The 20,312-nt window shown below is 73.4% G+C and carries 17 protein-coding genes; 9 read left to right on the top strand and 8 right to left on the bottom strand.

Annotated features, from left to right (window positions below; translation table 11 throughout):
* Positions 1-87: 87 nt before the first annotated feature.
* The gene (locus ACFXGN_RS09310) at positions 88-1,848 is read left to right on the top strand and encodes an NAD+ synthase (protein WP_384855555.1); all 1,761 of its coding nucleotides are present in this window, start codon (positions 88-90) and stop codon (positions 1,846-1,848) included.
* Here the strand turns inward: ACFXGN_RS09310 and ACFXGN_RS09315 are convergent.
* The 4 genes from ACFXGN_RS09315 to ACFXGN_RS09330 all read right to left on the bottom strand — a co-directional run bounded on the left by ACFXGN_RS09315 (position 1,814) and on the right by ACFXGN_RS09330 (position 6,839).
* Positions 1,814-3,049: an MFS transporter gene (locus tag ACFXGN_RS09315; RefSeq protein ID WP_384855558.1), complete on the bottom strand. Its 1,236-nt coding sequence runs from the start codon at positions 3,047-3,049 to the stop codon at positions 1,814-1,816. The genes ACFXGN_RS09310 and ACFXGN_RS09315 overlap by 35 nt on opposite strands.
* Before the next feature lie 176 nt (positions 3,050-3,225).
* Positions 3,226-4,248 (bottom strand): endonuclease/exonuclease/phosphatase family protein, encoded by a 1,023-nt coding sequence (locus ACFXGN_RS09320; protein WP_384855561.1) that lies wholly within the window; start codon positions 4,246-4,248, stop codon positions 3,226-3,228.
* Positions 4,249-4,441: 193 nt separating this feature from the next.
* Complete coding sequence (locus ACFXGN_RS09325) at positions 4,442-5,170, bottom strand: TetR/AcrR family transcriptional regulator (protein ID WP_384855564.1); 729 nt, start codon at positions 5,168-5,170, stop codon at positions 4,442-4,444.
* Positions 5,171-5,192: 22 nt separating this feature from the next.
* The gene (locus ACFXGN_RS09330; RefSeq protein WP_384855566.1) at positions 5,193-6,839 is read right to left on the bottom strand and encodes an MFS transporter; all 1,647 of its coding nucleotides are present in this window, start codon (positions 6,837-6,839) and stop codon (positions 5,193-5,195) included.
* Between the two features lie 528 nt (positions 6,840-7,367).
* Here ACFXGN_RS09330 and panB point away from each other — a divergent pair.
* The 3 genes from panB (at position 7,368) to ACFXGN_RS09345 (ending at position 10,486) form a co-directional block, all read left to right on the top strand.
* A complete protein-coding gene (gene panB / locus ACFXGN_RS09335; RefSeq protein ID WP_384855569.1) occupies positions 7,368-8,231 on the top strand; it encodes a 3-methyl-2-oxobutanoate hydroxymethyltransferase in 864 nt (287 codons plus the stop codon).
* A gap of 396 nt (positions 8,232-8,627) precedes the next feature.
* Positions 8,628-9,629, top strand: coding sequence for an ATP-binding cassette domain-containing protein (locus ACFXGN_RS09340; RefSeq protein WP_384855572.1), 1,002 nt, complete (start codon positions 8,628-8,630; stop codon positions 9,627-9,629).
* Positions 9,626-10,486 carry an ABC transporter permease gene (locus tag ACFXGN_RS09345; RefSeq protein ID WP_384855574.1) on the top strand — a complete coding sequence of 287 codons (861 nt, stop codon included), beginning with the start codon at positions 9,626-9,628 and terminating at the stop codon, positions 10,484-10,486. The genes ACFXGN_RS09340 and ACFXGN_RS09345 overlap by 4 nt, the downstream gene beginning before the upstream one ends.
* A gap of 25 nt (positions 10,487-10,511) precedes the next feature.
* On the opposite strand, the gene ACFXGN_RS09350 is transcribed toward ACFXGN_RS09345, so the two are convergent.
* The gene (locus ACFXGN_RS09350; protein ID WP_384855577.1) at positions 10,512-13,847 is read right to left on the bottom strand and encodes a BTAD domain-containing putative transcriptional regulator; all 3,336 of its coding nucleotides are present in this window, start codon (positions 13,845-13,847) and stop codon (positions 10,512-10,514) included.
* A 107-nt stretch (positions 13,848-13,954) separates the two neighbouring features.
* On the opposite strand from ACFXGN_RS09350, the gene ACFXGN_RS09355 reads away from it, so the two are divergent.
* On the top strand, positions 13,955-14,749 hold the full coding sequence (locus tag ACFXGN_RS09355) for a site-2 protease family protein (protein WP_384855580.1): 795 nt from the start codon (positions 13,955-13,957) through the stop codon (positions 14,747-14,749).
* Positions 14,750-14,914: 165 nt separating this feature from the next.
* Positions 14,915-15,466, top strand: a complete 552-nt coding sequence (locus tag ACFXGN_RS09360) for a GH25 family lysozyme (RefSeq protein WP_384855582.1) — start codon at positions 14,915-14,917, stop codon at positions 15,464-15,466.
* 82 nt (positions 15,467-15,548) lie between these two features.
* On the opposite strand, the gene ACFXGN_RS09365 is transcribed toward ACFXGN_RS09360, so the two are convergent.
* Positions 15,549-15,737 (bottom strand): hypothetical protein, encoded by a 189-nt coding sequence (locus tag ACFXGN_RS09365; RefSeq protein WP_384855585.1) that lies wholly within the window; start codon positions 15,735-15,737, stop codon positions 15,549-15,551.
* A 76-nt stretch (positions 15,738-15,813) separates the two neighbouring features.
* Positions 15,814-16,536 (bottom strand): NADPH-dependent F420 reductase, encoded by a 723-nt coding sequence (npdG, locus tag ACFXGN_RS09370; RefSeq protein WP_384855587.1) that lies wholly within the window; start codon positions 16,534-16,536, stop codon positions 15,814-15,816.
* A gap of 103 nt (positions 16,537-16,639) precedes the next feature.
* Here npdG and ACFXGN_RS09375 point away from each other — a divergent pair, with 103 nt between their 5' ends.
* Positions 16,640-17,242: a hypothetical protein gene (locus ACFXGN_RS09375; protein ID WP_384855590.1), complete on the top strand. Its 603-nt coding sequence runs from the start codon at positions 16,640-16,642 to the stop codon at positions 17,240-17,242.
* 476 nt (positions 17,243-17,718) lie between these two features.
* Positions 17,719-19,053, top strand: coding sequence for an MFS transporter (locus ACFXGN_RS09380; protein WP_384855593.1), 1,335 nt, complete (start codon positions 17,719-17,721; stop codon positions 19,051-19,053).
* A 95-nt stretch (positions 19,054-19,148) separates the two neighbouring features.
* Here ACFXGN_RS09380 and ACFXGN_RS09385 read toward each other — a convergent pair whose 3' ends face one another.
* Positions 19,149-19,379 carry a hypothetical protein gene (locus tag ACFXGN_RS09385; protein WP_384855596.1) on the bottom strand — a complete coding sequence of 77 codons (231 nt, stop codon included), beginning with the start codon at positions 19,377-19,379 and terminating at the stop codon, positions 19,149-19,151.
* A 61-nt stretch (positions 19,380-19,440) separates the two neighbouring features.
* Here ACFXGN_RS09385 and map point away from each other — a divergent pair, with 61 nt between their 5' ends.
* Complete coding sequence (gene map / locus ACFXGN_RS09390) at positions 19,441-20,298, top strand: type I methionyl aminopeptidase (protein ID WP_351779760.1); 858 nt, start codon at positions 19,441-19,443, stop codon at positions 20,296-20,298.
* Positions 20,299-20,312: the final 14 nt, after the last annotated feature.

Consider the following 20,312-nt stretch of genomic DNA (forward strand, 5'->3'; position numbering starts at 1 on the left):
GATCCTGGCGGGCCCGGTGAGGCAGCCACCGGGTTCGCGCCCCGCTTTCCCAGGACATCGCGTCGGTCTGACGATTAGACTGGCCGTGTGCCTCAACTACGCCTCGCGCTGAATCAGATCGACTCGACCGTCGGAGACGTCACCGGGAACGCCGAGGCGATCGTGCACTGGACCCGGCACGCCGCCGGGCAGGGCGCGCACCTCGTCGCGTTCCCCGAGATGGCGCTGACCGGATATCCCGTCGAGGACCTCGCGCTGCGGCCCTCGTTCGTCGAGGCGTCCCGGACGGCGCTGCGCGCGCTGGCCCGCCGTCTCGCGGACGAGGGCTTCGGGGAGGTGCCGGTCGTCGTCGGCTACCTGGACCGGTCCGAGCGGGCCGTCCCCGGGCTGGGCCGTCCGGCCGGTTCGCCGGAGAACGCCGCCGCCGTGCTGTACGGCGGCGAGGTGGTGCTGCGCTTCGCCAAGCACCACCTGCCCAACTACGGCGTCTTCGACGAGTACCGCTACTTCGTGCCGGGCGACACCCTGCCGGTCGTCCGGGTGCACGGGGTCGACGTGGCCCTGGCGATCTGCGAGGACCTGTGGCAGGACGGCGGCCGGGTCCCGGCGGCGCGGTCGGCGCGGGCCGGACTGCTGCTGTCGGTGAACGCCTCGCCGTACGAGCGGGACAAGGACGACACCCGGCTCGAACTGGTCCGGGGGCGGGCCCGGGAGGCGGGGTGCGTGACCGCGTACCTGGCGACGACCGGCGGCCAGGACGAGCTGGTCTTCGACGGCGACTCGATCGTGGTGGACGCGGCGGGCGAGGTGGTCGCGCGGGCCCCGCAGTTCGTGGAGGGCAGCGTGATCCTGGACCTGGAGCTTCCGGCGGCCGACCCGGACGCGCCGGAGGGCGTGGTCGACGACGGGCTGCGGATCGACCGGGTGGTGCTCTCGGAGGAGCCCCTGGCGCCGTACGAGCCGGAGCTGACGGGCGGCCTGGCGCACCGGCTCGACGACGCCGAGGAGGTGTACTCCGCGCTGGTCATCGGGGTGCGCGCCTATGTCGCGAAGAACGGTTTCCGTTCGGTGCTGGTCGGGCTGTCCGGCGGCATCGACTCGGCGCTGGTCGCGGCCGTCGCCTGTGACGCGCTCGGCGCGGAGAACGTCCACGGGGTGTCGATGCCCTCCGCGTACTCCTCGGCCCACTCGCGCGACGACGCCGCCGACCTTGCCCGGCGCACCGGGCTGCACTACCGCACGGTGTCGATCGAGCCGATGTTCGACGCGTACATGGCGGCGCTGGGGCTGACCGGGCTCGCGGAGGAGAACCTCCAGTCACGGCTGCGCGGCACGACGCTGATGGCGATCTCCAACCAGGAGGGCCACATCGTCCTCGCGCCAGGCAACAAGTCCGAGCTGGCGGTGGGCTATTCGACGCTGTACGGCGACTCCGTCGGCGCGTTCGGGCCCATCAAGGACGTCTACAAGTCGGACGTGTTCCGGCTGGCGCGCTGGCGGAACCGGGCGGCGGCGGAGCGCGGCCAGACCCCGCCGATCCCGGAGAACTCGCTCACCAAGCCGCCGAGCGCGGAGCTGCGCCCCGGGCAGCTGGACACGGACTCGCTGCCGGACTACGCGGTCCTGGACGCGGTCCTCGCCCTGTACGTGGACCAGGACCGGGGGCGGGACGAGATCGTGGCCGCCGGTTTCGACGAGGAGCTGGTGACCCGGACGCTGCGGATGGTGGACGCGGCGGAGTACAAGCGGCGCCAGTACCCGCCGGGCACCAAGATCTCCGCGAAGGGCTTCGGCAAGGACCGGCGGCTGCCGATCACGAACCGCTGGCGGGAGAGCCCGGCCGGCTGACCGCCGGTCCGGCCGCTTCGAGGGGGCCTCCCGCCACGACGCGGGAGGCCCCCTCCGGCGTACGGCGGTCGAGGAGGCCCGCCGTGACGGCGATCACCAGGCCGACGGCGGTGAGGCCCGCGCCGACCAGGGCGGGGGAGGTCCAGCCCCATCCGGCGGCGACGGCCGCGCCGCCCGCCCAGGCGCCGCCCGCGTTGGCGAGGTTGAAGGCGGAGTGGTTGGAGGCGGAGGCCAGGGTCGGGGCGTCCTCGGCCTTGCGCATCACCAGCATCTGGAGCGGGGTGGTCGTCATGAAGCCGACCGCGCCGAGGACCACCACGGTGACCAGGGCCAGCCAGGGCACGTGGACGGTGAGGCGGAAGGCGAGCAGCGCCAGGAGGAGGGCGGCCAGCGAGCCGTACAGGGTGAGGCGCGGGGCCCGGTCGGTCAGGGGTCCGGCGGCGAGCGCCCCGCCGGTCATGCCGAGGCCGAAGAGGGCGAGGACGAGGGTGACGGCGGAGTCCCCGAAGCCCATCACCTCGGTGGTCATCGAGGCCAGGTAGGAGTAGACGGCGAAGACGCCCGCGAAGCCGAAGACGGCGGTGAGCAGGGCGAGCAGGACCTGGGGGCGGCCGAGGGCGCGCGCCTCGCGGCCCAGTCCCCCGTGTTCGTCGGCGGGGAGCTCCGGGACGAGACGGGCGAGCGCGGCGACGGCGAGCAGGCCGATGACGGCGACGACCAGGAAGGTGGCGCGCCAGCCGAGGTGCTGGCCGAGCAGGGTGGCGGCGGGGACGCCCAGGACGTTGGCGACGGTGAGGCCGAGGAACATCGTGGCGACCGCGCGGGCCTGCCGGTCCTCGCGGGCCAGACGGGTGGCGACGACCGCGCCGAGGCCGAAGAAGGCGCCGTGCGGGAGTCCGGCGAGGACCCGGCCCGCGAGGAGCCAGCCGAAGTCGGGGGCGAGCGCGGAGGCCAGGTTGCCGACCGTGAAGAGGGCCATGAGCAGGAGCAGCATCCGCTTGCGGGGGACGCGGGAGCCGAGGGCGGTGAGCAGCGGGGCACCGACGACGACCCCGATCGCGTACGCCGAGACGAGGTGTCCGGCCGTGGGGACGGAGGTGCCGAGGTCGTCGGCGACCTGGGGCAGCAGGCCCATCATCACGAATTCGGTGGTGCCTATGCCGAAGGCGGAGACGGCGAGCGCGAGCAGCGCCAGGGGCATGGGGAGAGCCTTTCCTGAAGACAGCTCTTCGTCGGGACAAAGGCTCTCAGACGCTCTCCTCCCGGTGGCTTCCGGGGGATGAAGGGCGGGTTTCCCCTTGAAGACGGAGGTGAGGGCGGAGGTGAAGACGGAGACGGGGCGTGGGCGGGCGGGGGGCCGGTGCGGGCGGCTTCGTCTCAGAGCCGGACGCGGGCGGCGATCGGGAGGTGGTCGCTCTCCGTCGCGGGGAGGGCCCAGGAGGACATCGGCTCGACGCCCTTGACCATGATCTGGTCGATGCGGGCCAGCGGGGAGGAGGCGGGCCAGCTGAAGCCGAAGCCGTCGCCCGCCGCGCCCTGGGTGGAGCGGAGCTGGGAGGTGACGGCGTTCAGCGCGCGGTCGTTCATGGTGCCGTTGAGGTCGCCGAGGAGGACGATCCGCTCGTTCGGGTCGTGGGAGATGGCCTCGCCGAGGGCGTTGGCGCTGGTGTCGCGCTGGTTGGCGGTGAAGCCCGCGTTGAGCTTGACCCGTACGGACGGCAGGTGGGCGACGTACACCGCGATGTCGCCCTTGGGGGTGACGACGGTGGCGCGCATGGCGCGGGTCCAGCCGAGCCGGATGTCGACGGGCTGCGCGGCGCGCAGCGGCAGCTTGCTCCAGAGGCCGACGGTGCCCTGGACGGAGTGGTACGGGTACGCCTCCGCGAGTCCCCGGCGGTACGTGGGGACCATGTCGACCTTCAGTTCCTCCAGGGCCAGGACGTCGGCGCCGGAGGCGGCGAGCAGACGGGCGGTGCCCTCGGGGTCCGGGTTGTCCGCGTTGACGTTGTGGGTGGCCACGGTCAGGTCACCGCCGGGGACGGACTTGTCGGCGGCGAGTCCGCCGAAGAGGTTCAGCCACACCACGGCCGGGAGGAGCAGGGCGATGAGGGCGGTGGCGGAGCGGCGGACCAGCGCGAGGAGCAGCAGCAGCGGCACGAAGAGGCCGAGCCAGGGCAGGAAGGTCTCGGTGAGGCTGCCGAGGTTGCCGATCCGGTTGGGGATGTCGGAGTGGAAGACCATCAGCAGGGTGAGGGCCAGCGAGCAGAGGGCGAGCAGGATGCCCCGGCGCCAGATGCCCCGGCTGCCGCGGAGCCGTTCGAGGACGGTCCGGAATCGGGAGGCGGGCCGGTCGTTCCCGGTGCCGCCGTGCTCGGTCTCCGTCATGTCCACCCGTGCCATCGCACTGTCCTCACTGCCTTGCCGCCGTGCTGTCTTGCCCCGTGACCCGGTGTCGACACTAGGCGATGACGGGTCCGTCGTACTCCCCCAGGGACGACACGGGCGCGTGGCGAGTTCCTGCAGGTGACATGAACAGCGGGGCTGTGACAGAACGCGCACATTCGTCCGGGTCCGTGCCGGGGTGCCGCCGGGGTCAGCCGCGCGGACGGAGTCCTTCCATGACGGTGTCGACGACCCGTTCGGCCAAGCCGGGTTCCAGGGAGCCGCCGGGGCGTATGACGGTGCGCAGCAGCAGCGGACCGGTGAGGAGGTCGTTGACGAACTCCAGATCGAGGTCGGCGCGGATCTCGCCGCCCGCCACGCCGCGCCGGACGGCGTCCAGGGCGAGGCGGCGGCGGGGCTCGATGACGGTGAGGTGGTACGCGTCCCAGAGCTTGGGGTAGAGCTGCATCTGCGCGAACACGTTGTGGAGCAGGGTGGAGTTCCGCTTGGCGACCCCGCGTTCGCGCATCGACTCCAGGAGGGCGACGAGGTCCGCCCGGACCGAGGTGCCGGGCAGCACCGGGTCCGGGGGCTCGATGGAGCGGAGCAGGTCGACGAGGAGTTCCTCCTTGCCCGCCCAGCGGCGGTAGAGGGTGGCCTTGCCGACCCCGGCGGTGCGGGCGATCCGCTCGACGGACAGCTCGGCGAGCGGCAGCCCTTCGTCGAGGAGCCCGACGACCGCGTCGAAGACGGCCGCCTCGACGCCCTCGCTGCGCGGTCTGCCCCGTCGGGCACCGGCCGCCTCGGGGAGGGCGTCGCAGGGCGCGGCGGGCGCGGCGGGCGGGGGGCCGGCCGGTGCCGGGCCGGGGCTTTCGCCGGGCACCCCGGACCGTCGTCCGGCGTCGTGGGGTTCCGGGGTCCCGCCGTCCTGCCGCGACACGTGCGCTCCGCCTCTCGTTCGGTTACCGACGTCGGGCCGATTCTCCCGCCCCGGCGCCCGGCGCGGGCACCGAGGCCCCCGGGGCGCCGTCCTCCGGTCCGGTGGCGGCGGTCGCCGGGGCGCGGCCCGGCAGGAAGGCGGCGACGACGGCCGCGCCGACGAGGCCGATCAGGGCGGAGGCGACGGCCGTGACGTGCATGGCGCTCAGGAAGGCGTCGTACGCGGGGGTGATCAGGTCGCGGCCCGCCGGGCCCAGCTTCTGCGCGACGGCGAGGGTGGCCTCGATCGACTCGCCCGCCGTGCCGCGCAGGGCGGCCGGTACGGCGCCGAGGTGCCCCTCGATCTCGCCCCGGTAGGTGGAGGAGAGGACCGAGCCCAGGACGGCCACGCCGAGCGCCCCGCCGACCTGCCGGAAGGTGTTGTTGACGGCAGAGCCGGAGCCCGCCTTCTCCCGGGGCAGCGCCTGCATGATCGCCACCGTGACCGGCGGCATGATGTGCGCCATGCCCGTGCCCTGGACGAAGAAGACGACCTCCATCACCCAGAGAGGGGTGTCGGCGTCGAAGAAGGCGAACGCGGCGAGGCCGAGGGCGACCAGGAGCATTCCGCCGGTGCACACGATCCGGGCGCCGAAGCGTTCGACGACGAGCCGCGCGCGGGGCGCGAACACCATCTGCGCGACGGCCAGCGGCAGGATGAGCAGGCCCGACTGGAGCGCGCTGTAGCCGCGCACGCTCTGGAGGTAGAAGGCGGAGAAGAACGTGACGCCCATCAGCGCGAAGAAGACCAGCGCGATGGCGGCGACGGCGGCGGAGAACGCGGGCCGTCTGAAGTACGTCATGTCGATGGCGGGGTGGTCGCTGCGCCGCTCGTGGAGGACGAAGAGGGCGAGGACCGCGAGGCCGCCGAGGGCCGGGGCGAGGGCGGTGACGTCGGTGAAGTCGGCCAGTTCGCCGCCCCGGATGATCCCGTACACGAGGAGGACGAGGCCGACGACGGAGAGGAGCACACCCGGTATGTCGACCTTGCCGGGGTTCGGGTCCCGGGAGTCGGGGACGAGCCAGGCCATCAGGACGAGGGCGAGGAGCACGACGGGCACGTTGATGAGGAAGATCGATCCCCACCAGAAGTGTTCGAGCAGGATGCCGCCGGTGATCGGGCCGATCGCGATGGCCAGGCCGACGCTGCCCGCCCAGATGCCGATGGCCTTGGGCTGCTCGTCGCGCTCGAAGACGTTCATCAGGACGGCGAGGGTGGCGGGCATCACGAAGGCGGCGCCGAGGCCCATGACGGCCCGGTAGGCGATCAGCTCGCCCGGGGAGCCGGAGAGGGCGGCGAGGGCGGAGCCGATGCCGAAGACGGTGATGCCGAAGAGCAGGACCTTCTTGCGGCCGAGGCGGTCGCCGAGCAGGCCGGAGGTGAAGAGGAGACCGGCGAAGACGAGCGTGTAGGAGTTGATCGACCACTCCAGCTCGCTCTGGGTGGCGCCGATGCCGGTGGGCGCGGGCGCGGCGATCGTCCTGACGGCCACGTTGAGGATCGAGTTGTCGAGGACGACGATCAGCAGGCTGAGCATCAGGACGCCGAGGACGGCCCAGCGGCGCCGGTGGACGGCCTCGGGGACCCGCGGCCCCGCCGGTGCGGCGGGTGCGGTGGACGGTTGTGACATGAGCATCACCTTATGGTCCATTTCGATACGAGACCGTCTCGTATCGAAAAAGCTGACCGAGGTTTTACGTTGGACGCACCGCGCGCCCCGCCCGCCCCGGCCGCTTCCGATCCGGTCCCGTCCCGGTCCCGTCCCCGCCTCGTCCCGGTCCCACTCCGGGGTCGGTGCCGGGGCCGGGGCCTGTGGCCGGGGCCGGGGTCCGTGCCGGTGCCGATCCCGGGGTCGGTGCCTGTGCCGGTGCCGGGGCCGGTCCCGGGGCCGTACGACACCGGCGCGGAGGCTGTACGGCACAGGCGCCGGGGCCGTACGGCACAGGCGCCGGGGCCGTACGGCACAGGCGCCGGGGCCGTACGCCCCCTCCCGTCCCCTCCCGTCCCCTCCCGTCCCGCCCCGGGACCGGTCCGCGACCCGCCGGTGTGAACAGCGCCACTCCGGCCCACTTCCCCGGCCGCCGGGCGAGGTGCCACCATGGATGTGGTCCGGGGACGCCGTCAGGGCGCCTCGAGATGACACAAGGAGCCGTTCGCCATGACGCTTCAGGCTGCCCAGAAACCACCCGCCGACAGCGGCGGGGCGCTGTACGGCGGCAAGGGCACGCGCCGCATCACCGTCCACGACATCGCCGCCGCCAAGACCCGCGGCGAGAAGTGGCCCATGCTCACCGCCTACGACGCGATGACCGCCTCCGTCTTCGACGAGGCCGGCATCCCCGTCCTCCTCGTCGGCGACTCCATGGGCAACTGCCACCTCGGCTACGAAACCACCGTGCCCGTCACGATGGACGAGATGACCCTGCTCTCCGCCGCCGTCGTCCGGGGCACCCGGCGCGCCCTCGTCGTCGGTGACCTGCCCTTCGGCTCGTACCAGGAGGGGCCCGTCCAGGCCCTGCGCAACGCCACCCGGCTCGTGAAGGACGCCGGGGTCGGCGCGATCAAGCTGGAGGGCGGCGAGCGCTCGCTGCCGCAGACCGAGCTGCTCGTCCAGGCGGGCATCCCGGTCATGTCCCACCTGGGCCTCACCCCGCAGTCCGTGAACACCATGGGCTACCGGGTGCAGGGCCGCTCCGACGAGGCCGCGCACCAGCTGCTCCGCGACGCCAAGGCGGCCCAGGACGCGGGCGCGTTCGCCGTCGTCCTGGAACTCGTACCGGCCGGACTGGCCGCCGAGGTCACCCGCTCGCTGCACATCCCCACCGTCGGCATCGGCGCGGGCCCCGACACCGACGCCCAGGTCCTCGTCTGGACCGACATGGCCGGGCTCACCGGTGGCAGGGTCCCGCGCTTCACCAAGCAGTACGCCGACCTCCGCGGGACGCTCGGCGACGCCGCCCGCGCCTTCGCCGAGGACGTCGGCGGCGGGTCGTTCCCCGCCGAGGAGCACACCTTCCACTGACCACCGCGGCACCACCCGGCGGGCCGCCGACATCCCCCATCGGCGGGCCGCCGGTCACGGCCGGGGCCCGTACGCGCGGGCCCCGGCCGTCCGTCGTCCCGGCCCCGGGGGACGGGACGGAGCGGGAAGGGACCGCTACGGCACCCTCTGGGACTCCGGCCCGCGCCAGCACTACCGCTACACCCCGATGCTCGACGGCGCCGGACACACCTCGTTCGGCGAGGGCGTCGCGAGCGACAGCGCGAACACCGGGTCCTCGGGCTGGAAGACCACCTCCTCCCACTGATCGCGACAGCCCCGCCGACAGACCACCGACAGACCACCGACGGCCCCGGACGACGGTGTCGGCGGGGCTGTCGGCCGTCTGTCGGGGCGTTGTCGGTGGCACCGTGTTCCATGGGGGACATGACGCGATCAGACACCAACGCCATCGAGGTCCGGGGCCTCGTGAAGCACTTCGGCGCCACCAAGGCCCTCGACGGGGTCGACCTGGACGTCCGGGAGGGCACCGTCCTCGGCGTGCTCGGGCCGAACGGCGCCGGGAAGACCACCCTCGTCCGCTGCCTCTCCACCCTCCTCGTCCCGGACGCCGGGACCGCCGTCGTCGCCGGGTACGACGTGGTGGAGCACCCCCGCCAGCTGCGCCGCACGATAGGTCTGACCGGGCAGTACGCCTCGGTCGACGAGAAGCTGTCCGGCTGGGAGAACCTCTACATGATCGGGCGGCTGCTCGACCTCTCCCGCCCCGCCGCCCGCCGCCGGGCCGACGAGATGCTGGAGCGGTTCTCCCTCACCGAGGCCGCCAAGCGGCCCGTGATGAACTACTCCGGCGGGATGCGGCGCCGTCTCGACCTCGCCGCCTCGATGATCGGCAGCCCGGCCGTCCTCTACCTGGACGAGCCGACCACCGGCCTCGACCCCCGCACCCGCAACGAGGTGTGGGACGAGGTCCAGCGGATGGTCGCCGAGGGCGTCACCGTCCTGCTCACCACCCAGTACATGGAGGAGGCGGAGCAGCTCGCGAGCGAGCTGACCGTCGTCGACCGGGGCAAGGTCATCGCCCGGGGCGGGGTGGACGAGCTGAAGGCCAAGGTCGGCGGCCGGACCCTGAAGGTGCGGCCGGTGGACCCGGGCCTGCTGCCCGCGATGGCCGCCGCGCTCCGCGAGACCGGTCTCGACGGCGTCGCCGGTTCGACGATCGTCGCCGACGAGGGCGCCCTGTACGTGCCGATCCTCGCCGACGAGCAGCTGACGGCCGTGGTGGCGCTGCTCGGCGCGCGCGGTTTCGGCATCGCCCACATCGGCACCCATCTGCCCAGCCTGGACGAGGTGTTCCTCGCGATCACCGGCCAGAAGACCGCCGATTCCGACGAGATCCACGAGGAGGTCGCCGCATGAGCACGACCACGGTCACCAAGTCCCCCGTCGGCGCCCCGGCCCCGGCGCGGACCCCGGCGCGGCGCGCGCCCGTCGCGGAGGGCCGGATAGGTCTGCGCGGGAACCTGCGCCACATCGGCGCCCTGGCCCGGCGCAACGCGCTCCAGATCAAGCAGGACCCGGAGTCGATGTTCGACGCCGTCCTGATGCCGATCATCTTCATCCTGCTGTTCGTGTACGTCTTCGGCGGGGCGATCGCGGGCAAGGGCAACAACGACGCCTACGTCAACTACGTGACCCCGGGCCTGATGGCGATGATGGGCATGAACATCGCGATGGCCGTCGGCGTCGGCATCAACGACGACTTCAAGAAGGGGGTCATGGACCGCTTCCGGACGATGCCGATCGCCCGGTCCTCCGTCCTGATCGCGAAGATCGTCGTCGAGGTCGGCCGGATGCTGATCGCCACCGCGATCCTGCTCGGCATGGGCTTCCTGCTCGGCCTCACCATCCACACCTCGGTCCTGCACCTCTTCGCCGCCATCGCCCTGTCGATGGTCTTCGGAGCGTCGCTGATGTGGATCTTCATCCTGCTGGGTCTCACCGTGAAGACCGCCCAGGCGGTCCAGGGCATGGCGATGCTGGTCCTGATGCCGCTCCAGTTCGGCTCGTCGATCTTCGCCCCGCCGACCTCGATGCCCGACTGGCTGGAGACGTTCACCGAGTACAACCCGCTGTCGAACCTCGCCGACGCCGCCCGCAACCTGGTCAACGGCGGCCCGGTCGCCCACTCCGTGTGGATGACCCTCGGCTGGTCCCTGGCGATCACGGTGATCACGGCGCCGCTCGCGGTGGCCAAGTTCCGCAAGAAGACCTGAGTCCGCCACGGGGGTGAGCGGGGGATCAGGACTCGGCGCGCCCACTGATCGCGTCGGCGGCGCGTCCGAGCAGGGCGGCGACCTCTTCGAGAGAGAGGCCGCCGCCCTCGGCGCGTGCCGCCTCGAATTCCTGGTCACCGAGGGCCGACCGGACGGTTCCGGTGGCCTGCCGCAGGTTCTCCACCTCGGCGGGCGGCAGCAGGTGTCCCGGCGGGACCAGCCCGCCCCTGGCCCCGAGCAGCACCGCGCCGGTCCGCGCCCACGGCTCGCCGAGCCCGCCGAGCGCCCAGGCGGCGACGACCAGGTGGTTCGCGGGCATCTGCGGGGCGACCGTCATCGACAGGGTTCCGAGCGACCGCTCGTACCCCTGGACGGCGAGGACGAGCGCGGTGTCGTACGAGCCGTCCAGGGCGTCGAGCCAGCCGAGGCAGCCGAGGGTGAAGCCCTCGAAGAGGGAGAGGGAGACGGTGTCGAAGTCCCGGCGCAGCGCGAGGAGGTGCTCGCGCGCCTCGGCGGTGCGACCGCTGCGGCCGAGTGCGAGCCCGAGGAACATCCGGGTGCCGAGCTGGGCTTCGTGGACACGGCCCGCGGCGCCGTCGAGGATGTCGCGCAGGATCACCTCGCCCTCGGCGAACCGTCCGGTCTCGATGAGCGTCCCGGCGTACCGGGCGCGCAGGAGGGCCGTCTGCGCCTGGGCGCCGATCCGTTCCGCGTAGTCGATGGCGGCGGCGAAGTCGGCCGCGGCCAGGTCGAATTCGAGCCGTCGTTCCCTGGCCTCCGCGCGGGAGGAGAGTGCTTCGGCCGCGCCCCAGGAGTCTCCGAGCCTGACGAAGATCTCCAGGCTCTCGTCGGCGTCGCGGATGGCCTCGGCGGCTCGGTCGCCCCGGTTGGCGAGCAGGTTGGCGCGCAGTTGGAGGGCGTTGGCGAGGTCCCACTCGTAGCCGTATCCGCGGCAGGCGTCGACGCTGGTGTCGAGCAGCTCGTGCATCCGGCCGGGCTCTCCGATGAGGAGGACCGCGAAGAAGGCGAAGGAGCCGGGGAGACGGCAGGTCTGGGGCAGTCCGGGGTCGTAGCCCGCGGTCAGCTCGCGGAGCCGGGCGGTGCCCTCGGGGGTGGTCCAGCGGCTGGTCTCGTGGTTCATGTTGATCAGCTCGACCAGCCGCACCCCGCGCCGGGCCTCCCAGCGCTGCTCGGTGGAGAGCGGCGGCGGGGTGGCCGTGCACGGTTCGTGGAGCGGGACGACGGGCGGGGCGGGCGGGGTGAACGGGTCGGGTCCGAGGGCGGCGACGGCCCGCGCCCAGTGCAGGGCGTCGGTGCGCAGGTCGCGCATCTGCCAGTACCAGAGCAGGGAGTGGACGAGGACCAGGGCCTCGTCCTCCTCGTGGGCGTCGACGGCCCGGCGCAGGGCGGTGCGCAGATTGCCGTACTCGGTGCCGAAGCGGGCGGTGGCGGCCATCTGTCCGGCGCCGCGGAGTTCGGGGTCGGTGCGGCGGGCCAGTTCCCGGTAGTGGGTGAGGTGGCGGCGTTCGACCCCGGCGCGTTCCCCGGTCTCGGCCAGCCGTTCCCGCGCGTACTCGGCGACGGTCTCCAGGAGCCGGTGGCGCATCCCGGGGCCGTCGGGCGCGGAGACGACGAGGGACTTGTCGACGAGGGAGCCGAGGGCGTGCAGGACGTCGGTGCCCGTGTCGTCGCCGCAGACGGCCTCGGCCGCTTCCAGGTCGCAGCCGCCGGTGAAGACGGACAGCCTGCGCAGGACCGCGCGTTCGTCCTCGTCGAGGAGGTCCCAGGACCAGTCGACGACCGCGCGCAGGGTCTGCTGCCGGGGCAGGACCGTGCGGGAGCCGGAGGTGAGGAGCCGGAAGCGGTCGTCGAGGCGGTCGGCGATCTGGCGGGGGGTGAGCAGCCGCAGCCGGGCCGCGGCGAGTTCGACGGCGAGCGGGAGCCCGTCGAGGCGGCGGACGATCTCGGCCGCCGCCTCGGGGTCGTCCTCGACGCGGAAGCCGGGGCGGGCGGCGGCGCCGCGTTCGCCGAGGAGCCGCAGGGCGGTGGCTGCGGGCAGCGGGCCGAGCGGCCGGAGGGTCTCTCCGGGGACGCCGAGGGGTTCCCGGCTGGTGGCGAGGACGCGCAGGCCGGGGCAGTGGGCGAGGAGGGTCTCGGCGAGGGCGGCGGCGGCGCCGACGAGGTGTTCGCAGTTGTCGAGGAGGAGGAGCATCCGGCGGCCCGCGCAGTGCTCGACGAGCCGGGCGACGGGGTCGTCCCCGGCCCTGAGCTCCTCGGCGCCCGCGCCGCGCAGGACCGTCTCGCGGGCGTCGACGGCGACGAGGACGGCCTCGGCGACGGCCTCCGGGTCGGTGACGGCGGCGAGCTCGGCGACCCAGACGCCGTCCGGCCAGGCGCCGGTCCCCGCGCCGCGTTCGGCCGCCTCCTGGGAGAGCCGGGTCTTGCCCGCGCCGCCGGGGCCCAGCAGGGTGACGAGCCGGGCGGCCCGCAGGTCGTCCTGGAGGGCGGCGATCTCCTCGTCGCGTCCGACGAAGCTGGTGAGCCGGGCCCGCAGGTTCCCCGGCGGCGGGGCGGCGGGCCCCGGCGGGGCGGTGTCCGGGCGGGCGGGCGCGGGTCCGGTGGGGGTGGCGGGCCGCTCCGGGGCCGTGAGCAGTTCGGCGTGCAGGGCGCGCAGGGCCGGGGAGGGGTCGGTGCCGAGCCGGTTGGCGAGGGCGCGGCGGACCGATTCGTAGGCGGCGAGGGCCTCGGCGGCGCGTCCGGTGTCCCGCAGGGCGCGGATGCGGAGGGCCTGGAGGGTCTCGTCCAGGGGGTGGGCGGCGCACAGGGAGGTCAGTTCGGGGAGGGCGGCGGGGGCCCGGCCGAGGGCGAGGGCGGCGCCGAGGGAGGCGCGGCGGGCGTCGAGGCGGCGGGCCTCCCAGCGGGCGGCCTCGGCGTCGCGGTCCGGCAGGTCGGCGAGGGCGGGTCCGCGCCAGAGCCCGAGGGCCTCGTCGAGGAGGGCGGCGGCCTTCGCGGGGTCTCCGGCGCCGAGCGCGCCGACCCCGTCGGTGGCGAGGTGGTCGAAGCGGCGGGCGTCGACGTCCTCGGGCCGGGCGTCGAGCCGGTAGCCGCCGCCGTCGGAGACGATCCGGTCGCGGCCGAGGGCCTTGCGGAGCCGTCCGACGAGGGCCTGGAGGGCGGCGACGGCGTCGGCGGGCGGCTCGTCGCCGTACCAGATCTCGTCGACGAGCTCGGACACGGGGACGGTCCGCCCGGCGCGCAGGGCGAGGACGGTGAGCAGCGCTCGCACCCGGGGGCCGCCGACGGGCACGTCGGTGCCGTCGGGCGCGTGGGCGAGGGTCGGGCCGAGAACGGAGTAGCGCACGGGCCCATTGTCCGTGAGCGGGTGCCCGGTTCCGGAACTCGGCCCGTGACCCGGTACGTTTCCCGCACATCAGGCACCGTACGACCGCGTCCCCTGGAGCTTCCGAGATGACCACGGCCACCAACCGGCGCCACGAGCGGCGGATCAGTCCCGTCTTCCTGGCGATCGTCGCCGTCATGGCCGTCACGGGGTGGGCGGTGTGGACGGACTTCGCCGCCTCGCCCGGCCTCGCGGTCTTCCTCTTCGTGACCTCGGCGTGGGTGGTGTCGCTCTGTCTGCACGAGTACGCGCACGCCCGTACGGCCCTGCACGGCGGGGACATCACGGTCGGCGCGAAGGGGTACCTGACGCTGAACCCGCTGGCGTACACCCACGCGGTGCTCAGTGTCGTGCTGCCCGTGCTGTTCGTGATCATGGGCGGGATCGGTCTGCCGGGCGGTGCGGTCTTCATCGAGCGGGGCCGGGTCCACGGCCGCTGGAAGCACAGCGCGATCTCGGCGGCGGGCCCGCTGGCGAACGTGCTGTTCGCGGTGGTCTGCACGGCCCCGTTCTGGCTGGGCGCGCTGGACGGGGTGCCGGTCGCCTTCCGGTTCGCGCTGGCGTTCCTGGCGTTCCTCCAGGTGACGGCCGCGATCCTGAACCTCCTTCCGGTGCCGGGCCTGGACGGCTACGGGATCCTGGAGCCCTGGCTGTCGTACAAGGTGAAGCGGCAGGTCGAGCCGTTCGCCCCGTACGGCTTCTTCGTGGTGATCGCGCTGCTGTTCGTCCCGGCGGTCAACGGGGCCTTCTTCGACGTGGTGGACACGCTGCTGCGGTCGCTGGGGGTGCCGGAGATCACCCGGTACTGCGGCTCGCAGCTGTTCCGGTTCTGGGAGTCGGCGCCGGAGTTCTGCGGGGTCTAGACCGGGACGGCGGCGGGTCCTCCCGGGTCCGGGGGCGGTACGGCGCCCCTCGCACGGGGGACGGGCCCGCACGGACGTTCGAGACGCGGGCCGGGGATCGTCCCCGGCGGGGCGGGGTAGCCAGCAGACAGTCCCTCCCCCTGCCCAGGCACGACGAGGAATCCCATGCTGTACGGCATCGACGTGAGCGCGTTCCAGTCCTCCTACGACACCGCCGGTCTCTCCTTCGTCTTCATCAAGGCGACGGAGGGCCGTACGTACGTCAACCCCCGGCTCGCCAACCAGACGAAGACGGGCCGCGACGGCGGTCTGGTCGTCGGCTTCTACCACTTCCTCTGGCCCGGCGACCTCGCCGCACAGGCCGCGTACTTCGTCTCCAAGGCGTCCGTGAAGGACGGCGACCTGCTGGCCGTGGACTGGGAGACGACCGGCGACGGCACCCGCGCGAGCTGCGCCGAGAAGGACGCCTTCCTCCGCGAGGTGAAGCGGCTCAAGCCGCGCAACAAGGTCGTGCTCTACACGAACCGCGACTTCTGGCTGAACGTGGACACCACGTCGTACGCCTGCGACGGACTCTGGATCGCGGACTACGTGCCCGCCGGGCAGCCCCGCGTCCAGACGTCCTGGACCTTCCACCAGTACACCGACACGCCCCACGACAAGAACGTCGCGGCCTTCGCGGACGTCGCGGCCCTCCGCGCCTGGACGGCGGGCTGATCCGGCGGAGTCCCGGGGGCGGGCGTCGGCGGGTCAGGCTTCGGTGGGGGCGGCGGAGCCCCCGGGGCCGGGCGTCGGCGGGTCAGGCTTCGGTGGGGCCTGCGGCCTTCTCCACCTTCGCGCGGCGGATGTAGTACCAGGCCATGTTGGAGGAGAGGCCGGCGATCAGGATCCAGACGACGCCGAGGAAGCTGCCCTCGACGAAGGAGACGACGGCCGCGGCGACGGCCAGGGCGCAGACCACGAGGGCGTAGAGGGCGAGGCGGGGCATGGGGTCGGCTCCTGTCCGGGTACGGCTGCTGTGCCCGTCCAGTGTCCCCCATGCGCCCCGCCCCGCCGGGACCGGCTCAGACGTCGGTGACGCGGAGCCCGGCGTGGGCCTTGTAGCGGCGGTTCACCGAGATCAGGTTGGCGACGAGCGACTCGACCTGGTGGGCGTTGCGCAGCCGCCCCGCGAAGACGCCCCTCATCCCGGCGATCCGTCCGGCGAGGGCCTGGACGATCTCGACGTCCGCGCGCTCCTCGCCGAGGACCATCACGTCCGTGTCGATCTCCTCCAGGGAGGTGTCCTGGAGGAGGACGGCGGAGAGGTGGTGGAAGGCGGCGGTGACCCGGGAGCCGGGGAGCAGCGCGGCGGCCTGTTCGGCGGCGGAGCCCTCCTCGGGCTTGAGGGCGTAGGCGCCCCGCTTGTCGAAGCCGAGCGGGTTGACGCAGTCGACGACGAGCTTGCCGGTGAGCTCCTCGCGCAGCGACTCCAGCGTCTTGGCGTGTCCGTCCCAGGGGACGGCGACGATCACGATGTCGCTGCGGCGGGCGCACTCGGCGTTGTCGGCGCCCTCGACGCCGTGGCCGAGCGCGGCGGCGGCCTCCCGGGCGCGGTCGGCGGCGCGGGAGCCGATGATCACCCGCTGACCGGCCTTGGCGAGCCGGAAGGCGAGGCCGCGGCCCTGGTCGCCGGTGCCGCCGAGGACGCCGACGACGAGGCCGGAGACGTCGGGGAGGTCCCAGGGGTCCTTGGCCGCCGCCTTGGCGGGGGCGGCGGGGGCGGTGGGGTCGCTGGAGGAAGTCATGGGGCCGACATTACCGACCGGTCGGGGTGCGGGGAGCCCCGTACGGGTGGAACCCGTACGACCGCCCGCGCGGCGGCTCCGGGGCCGGGCAGAATGCGGGCGCATGGATGCCGTGAGGGTCGCGTTGCTGCGGGAAGTGCTCGCCGGGACGGAGTGGCCGGGGGCGGCCCGCCGGTTCGCGGGGGCGCTCCGGTCGTCGGTGGTCCCGCACCGGGGCGGGCTGCTGCTGGTCGGCACGGAGGAGTACGAGCCGTGGCACCTGACGGCGCACCTGGTCGACGAGGCCGCCTGGTCGGGGCAGCCGGAGCTGGCGCCGACGCTGGTGCGGCACCGGGTGCTGGCGGGCGCCCCGGCGCATCTGGCGGTCGGGCTGGGGCGGCTGGAGGCGGCGGGGCGCGGGGAGACGCTGCTGATGGTGGCGCCGGAACGGCCGCACGAGGGGCTGCTCCAGCGGGTGCACGACGCGCGGCGGGCGGGGGCGACGGTGCTCTCGCTGGACGGCGGCGACCCGGAGGTGCGGGGTCTCGCGCACGAGACGCTGACGGTGACGGAGGGGTCCGAGGTGGACCTGGACACGGTCCAGCACCTGGTGAGCGCGGCGGCCGGGGAGAACAGTCTGCCGTCCCCCCGTGGCGCCCGCCGCTTCCGCGACCGCCTGGCAGACCTGGCGGACCGCCTGACGGCCCCACCACCGAACCGGTGGTGAGGGGACGGCGCTACCGGCCGGGGGCCTTGAACCGCCCGTGACGGCTGGCGGCCGGGGGGGACAGCTGGGGCCGAGGAGGTGGGTGGGGCGGCCAGGGGGCGGGTGGGGCTCTGGTGACAGCTGAGGTCTGTTGACCAGGGGGGCCGGGGGCAGGTGGGCCCCTGGGTGACAGCTGGGGCCCGAGTGACGGGCAGAGCCTGGGTGACAGCCGAGGCCCCGGTGACGGGTGGGATCTGGGTGACAGAACGGGCGCCGAGTGACGGACGAAGCCCAGATGACGGGTGGGACCCGGGTGATAGTTGAGGCCCAGGTGACGGGCAGAGGCCGAGTGACAGTTGAGGCCCAGGTGGTGGGTGGAGCCCAGGTGACGGGTGAGGTACGGGTGGCGGGTGGAGCCCAGGTGGTGGGCGGGGGGCGACCCGGATGGCCCCTTAATCGGTTGCCCGGAGGGGCGGAGGGTCGGAGCATGGCCCCTCGTGTCCCCCGCGCTCGCCAAGCTCTCCGCCCTGCTGCCCGACCTCGCGCCCTGGCGCGCGTCTGCCGACTTCCGGCTGTTGTGGGTCCAGGGGCTCGTCACCTACTTCAGCGGCGCCATGGCGATGATCGCCCTGCCGCTCCAGATCAAGGAGCTGACGGGCTCGCCGCTCGCGGTCGGCGCGATGGGCGCGGTGGAGCTGGTGCCGCTGGTGGTGTTCGGCCTGTACGGCGGGGCGCTCGCCGACGCGGTGGACCGGCGGAAGGTGATCCTGGCGACGGAGGCGGGCCTCGGGCTGCTCGCCCTGCTCCTGCTGGTCAACGCGATGCTCCCCGATCCGCTGCTCTGGCCGCTGTACGTGGTCGCGGCGGGCGTCTCGGCGCTCGCGGGCCTCCAGCGCCCGGCGCTTGACTCGCTGCTGGCCCGGATCGTGCCGCACGAGCACCAGACGGCGGCGGCGGCGCTGAACTCGCTGCGCTGGCAGATGGGCTCGATCGCGGGCCCGGCGCTGGCGGGCCTGGTCGTGGCGTACGCGGGTCACGCGCCCGCGTACGGGGTGACGATCGCCGGTTTCGCCGTGTCGGTGGTGCTGTGCACCCGGCTCTCCCCGGCCCCTCCGGCGCACGACGCGGAGAAGCCCTCGCTGCGGGGCATCGCGGAGGGGGCCCGATACGCCTGGTCGCGTCCGGTGCTCCTGGGGACGTACGCGATCGACCTGGCGGCGATGTTCTTCGCCTTCCCGAACACGATCTTCCCGTTCCTCGCGGACGAGCTGGACGCCGACTGGTCGCTGGGGCTGATGTACGCGGCGGGTTCGGTGGGCTCGCTGGTGCTGGGGCTGACCAGCGGCTGGACGTCGGGGGTGCGGCGGCACGGGCTGCTCGTGGTCGGCGGGGCCGCCGGATGGGGTCTGGCGATCACGGCGGCGGGCTGGTTCGGGAACGTGTGGGCGGTGCTGGTCTGTCTGGCGTTCGCCGGGGCCGGGGACATGCTGAGCGGGCTGGGCCGGGCGACCATCTGGAACCAGACGATCCCGGAGGAGCTGCGCGGCAGGCTGGCGGGCATCGAGGTGCTCTCGTACAGCGTGGGTCCGCAGCTCGGCCAGGTCAGGGCGGGTGCGATGGCGGGCTGGACCGGCACCCGGACGGCGGTCTGGGCGGGCGGCGTGGCCTGTGTGGCCTCGGTGGGCCTGCTCTGCCTGGCGCTGCCGAAGCTCCTCACCTACGACTCGGCCACCGACGAGGACTCGCTGCGCCGCCGCGCCCAGCAGGAGGCGGCCCGGGGGACGGACCGCCGGGAGACACCGGAACACCGGGGAGCGCCGGACCCCGTCTGACCGCCCCGCCCGACCGGAACCGACCCACTCGGACTGACCGGACCACCCGGACCGGCTGGACCGACCGGACCGCCCCGGCGCCCTTCCCCCGCACGCTAGTCCGGGTCCCCCTCCGTGCGGTTCTTGTCGTGCCAGCGGGGGTCGGTCTCCCACTCCAGGTTCCGCTCGCGGGCGGTCTCCATGGCGTGGGCGGCCTCCTCGCGGGTGGTGTAGGGGCCGAAGCGGTTCTTCGCCGGGCACTCGGGGCCCTCTTCGACCTTCTTGTGCTCCAGGCAGTAGTACCATTCGCCCGGTTTGCCCACGGTGCGCTTCTTGAACAGGGCCATCGTCGTCGGCTCCTTCCTTCGGGACCATGCTGCCCCAGACCCGGTCGTTAGACTCGCTGACATGTCTGGCCAGTCGCTTCTCGTACCGGGGGAACTCTCCCCCCATCGTTCCGTCCCGGGCTCCATCCGCCGCCCCGAGTACGTCGGGAAGCCCGCCCCGACCCCGTACACCGGGCCCGAGGTGCAGGACTCCGACACCGTCGAGCGGATGCGGATCGCCGGCCGCATCGCCGCCCAGGCGATGGAGGAGGCCGCCAAGCACATCGCTCCGGGGGTCACCACCGACGAGCTCGACCGGGTCGCGCACGAGTTCATGTGCGACCACGGTGCCTATCCGTCCACGCTGGGTTACCGCGGGTTCCCGAAGTCGCTGTGCTCCTCGGTCAACGAGGTCATCTGTCACGGCATCCCCGACTCGACCGTCCTGCGGGACGGCGACATCGTGAACCTGGACGTCACCGCGTACATCCACGGGGTCCACGGCGACAACAACGCCACCTACCTCTGCGGCGACGTCGACGAGGAGTCGCGGCTGCTCGTGGAGCGGACCAGGGAGTCCCTGAACCGGGCGATCAAGGCAGTGCGGCCGGGCCGTCAGATCAACATCATCGGCCGGGTCATCGAGTCGTACGCCAAGCGCTTCGGCTACGGCGTCGTGCGGGACTTCACCGGGCACGGCATCAACTCGTCGTTCCACTCCGGCCTGATCGTGCCGCACTACGACTCGCCCCACCACACCACCGAGATCAAGAAGGGCATGACCTTCACGATCGAGCCGATGCTGACGCTGGGCACCCACGACTACGACCTGTGGGACGACGGCTGGACCGTGGTGACCAAGGACCGGAAGCGGACCGCCCAGTTCGAGCACACGCTCGTGGTGACCGACGACGGGGCCGAGATCCTGACGTTGCCCTGACCTCCGCACGGGGT

The sequence above is a fragment of the Streptomyces sp. NPDC059247 genome, from assembly GCF_042754005.1.
GTDB lineage: Bacteria > Actinomycetota > Actinomycetes > Streptomycetales > Streptomycetaceae > Streptomyces.

Coding starts and splice junctions, on each gene's coding strand:
- ACFXGN_RS09345 (WP_384855574.1), top strand. CDS start 9,626: ATGAGCACGACCACGGTCACCAAGTCCCCCGTCGGCGCCCCGGCCCCG.
- ACFXGN_RS09315 (WP_384855558.1), bottom strand. CDS start 3,049: ATGCCCCTGGCGCTGCTCGCGCTCGCCGTCTCCGCCTTCGGCATAGGC.
- npdG (WP_384855587.1), bottom strand. CDS start 16,536: ATGACTTCCTCCAGCGACCCCACCGCCCCCGCCGCCCCCGCCAAGGCG.
- ACFXGN_RS09375 (WP_384855590.1), top strand. CDS start 16,640: ATGGATGCCGTGAGGGTCGCGTTGCTGCGGGAAGTGCTCGCCGGGACG.
- ACFXGN_RS09320 (WP_384855561.1), bottom strand. CDS start 4,248: ATGGCACGGGTGGACATGACGGAGACCGAGCACGGCGGCACCGGGAAC.
- ACFXGN_RS09385 (WP_384855596.1), bottom strand. CDS start 19,379: ATGGCCCTGTTCAAGAAGCGCACCGTGGGCAAACCGGGCGAATGGTAC.
- ACFXGN_RS09365 (WP_384855585.1), bottom strand. CDS start 15,737: ATGCCCCGCCTCGCCCTCTACGCCCTCGTGGTCTGCGCCCTGGCCGTC.
- ACFXGN_RS09340 (WP_384855572.1), top strand. CDS start 8,628: ATGGGGGACATGACGCGATCAGACACCAACGCCATCGAGGTCCGGGGC.
- map (WP_351779760.1), top strand. CDS start 19,441: ATGTCTGGCCAGTCGCTTCTCGTACCGGGGGAACTCTCCCCCCATCGT.
- ACFXGN_RS09360 (WP_384855582.1), top strand. CDS start 14,915: ATGCTGTACGGCATCGACGTGAGCGCGTTCCAGTCCTCCTACGACACC.
- ACFXGN_RS09355 (WP_384855580.1), top strand. CDS start 13,955: ATGACCACGGCCACCAACCGGCGCCACGAGCGGCGGATCAGTCCCGTC.
- panB (WP_384855569.1), top strand. CDS start 7,368: ATGACGCTTCAGGCTGCCCAGAAACCACCCGCCGACAGCGGCGGGGCG.
- ACFXGN_RS09330 (WP_384855566.1), bottom strand. CDS start 6,839: ATGTCACAACCGTCCACCGCACCCGCCGCACCGGCGGGGCCGCGGGTC.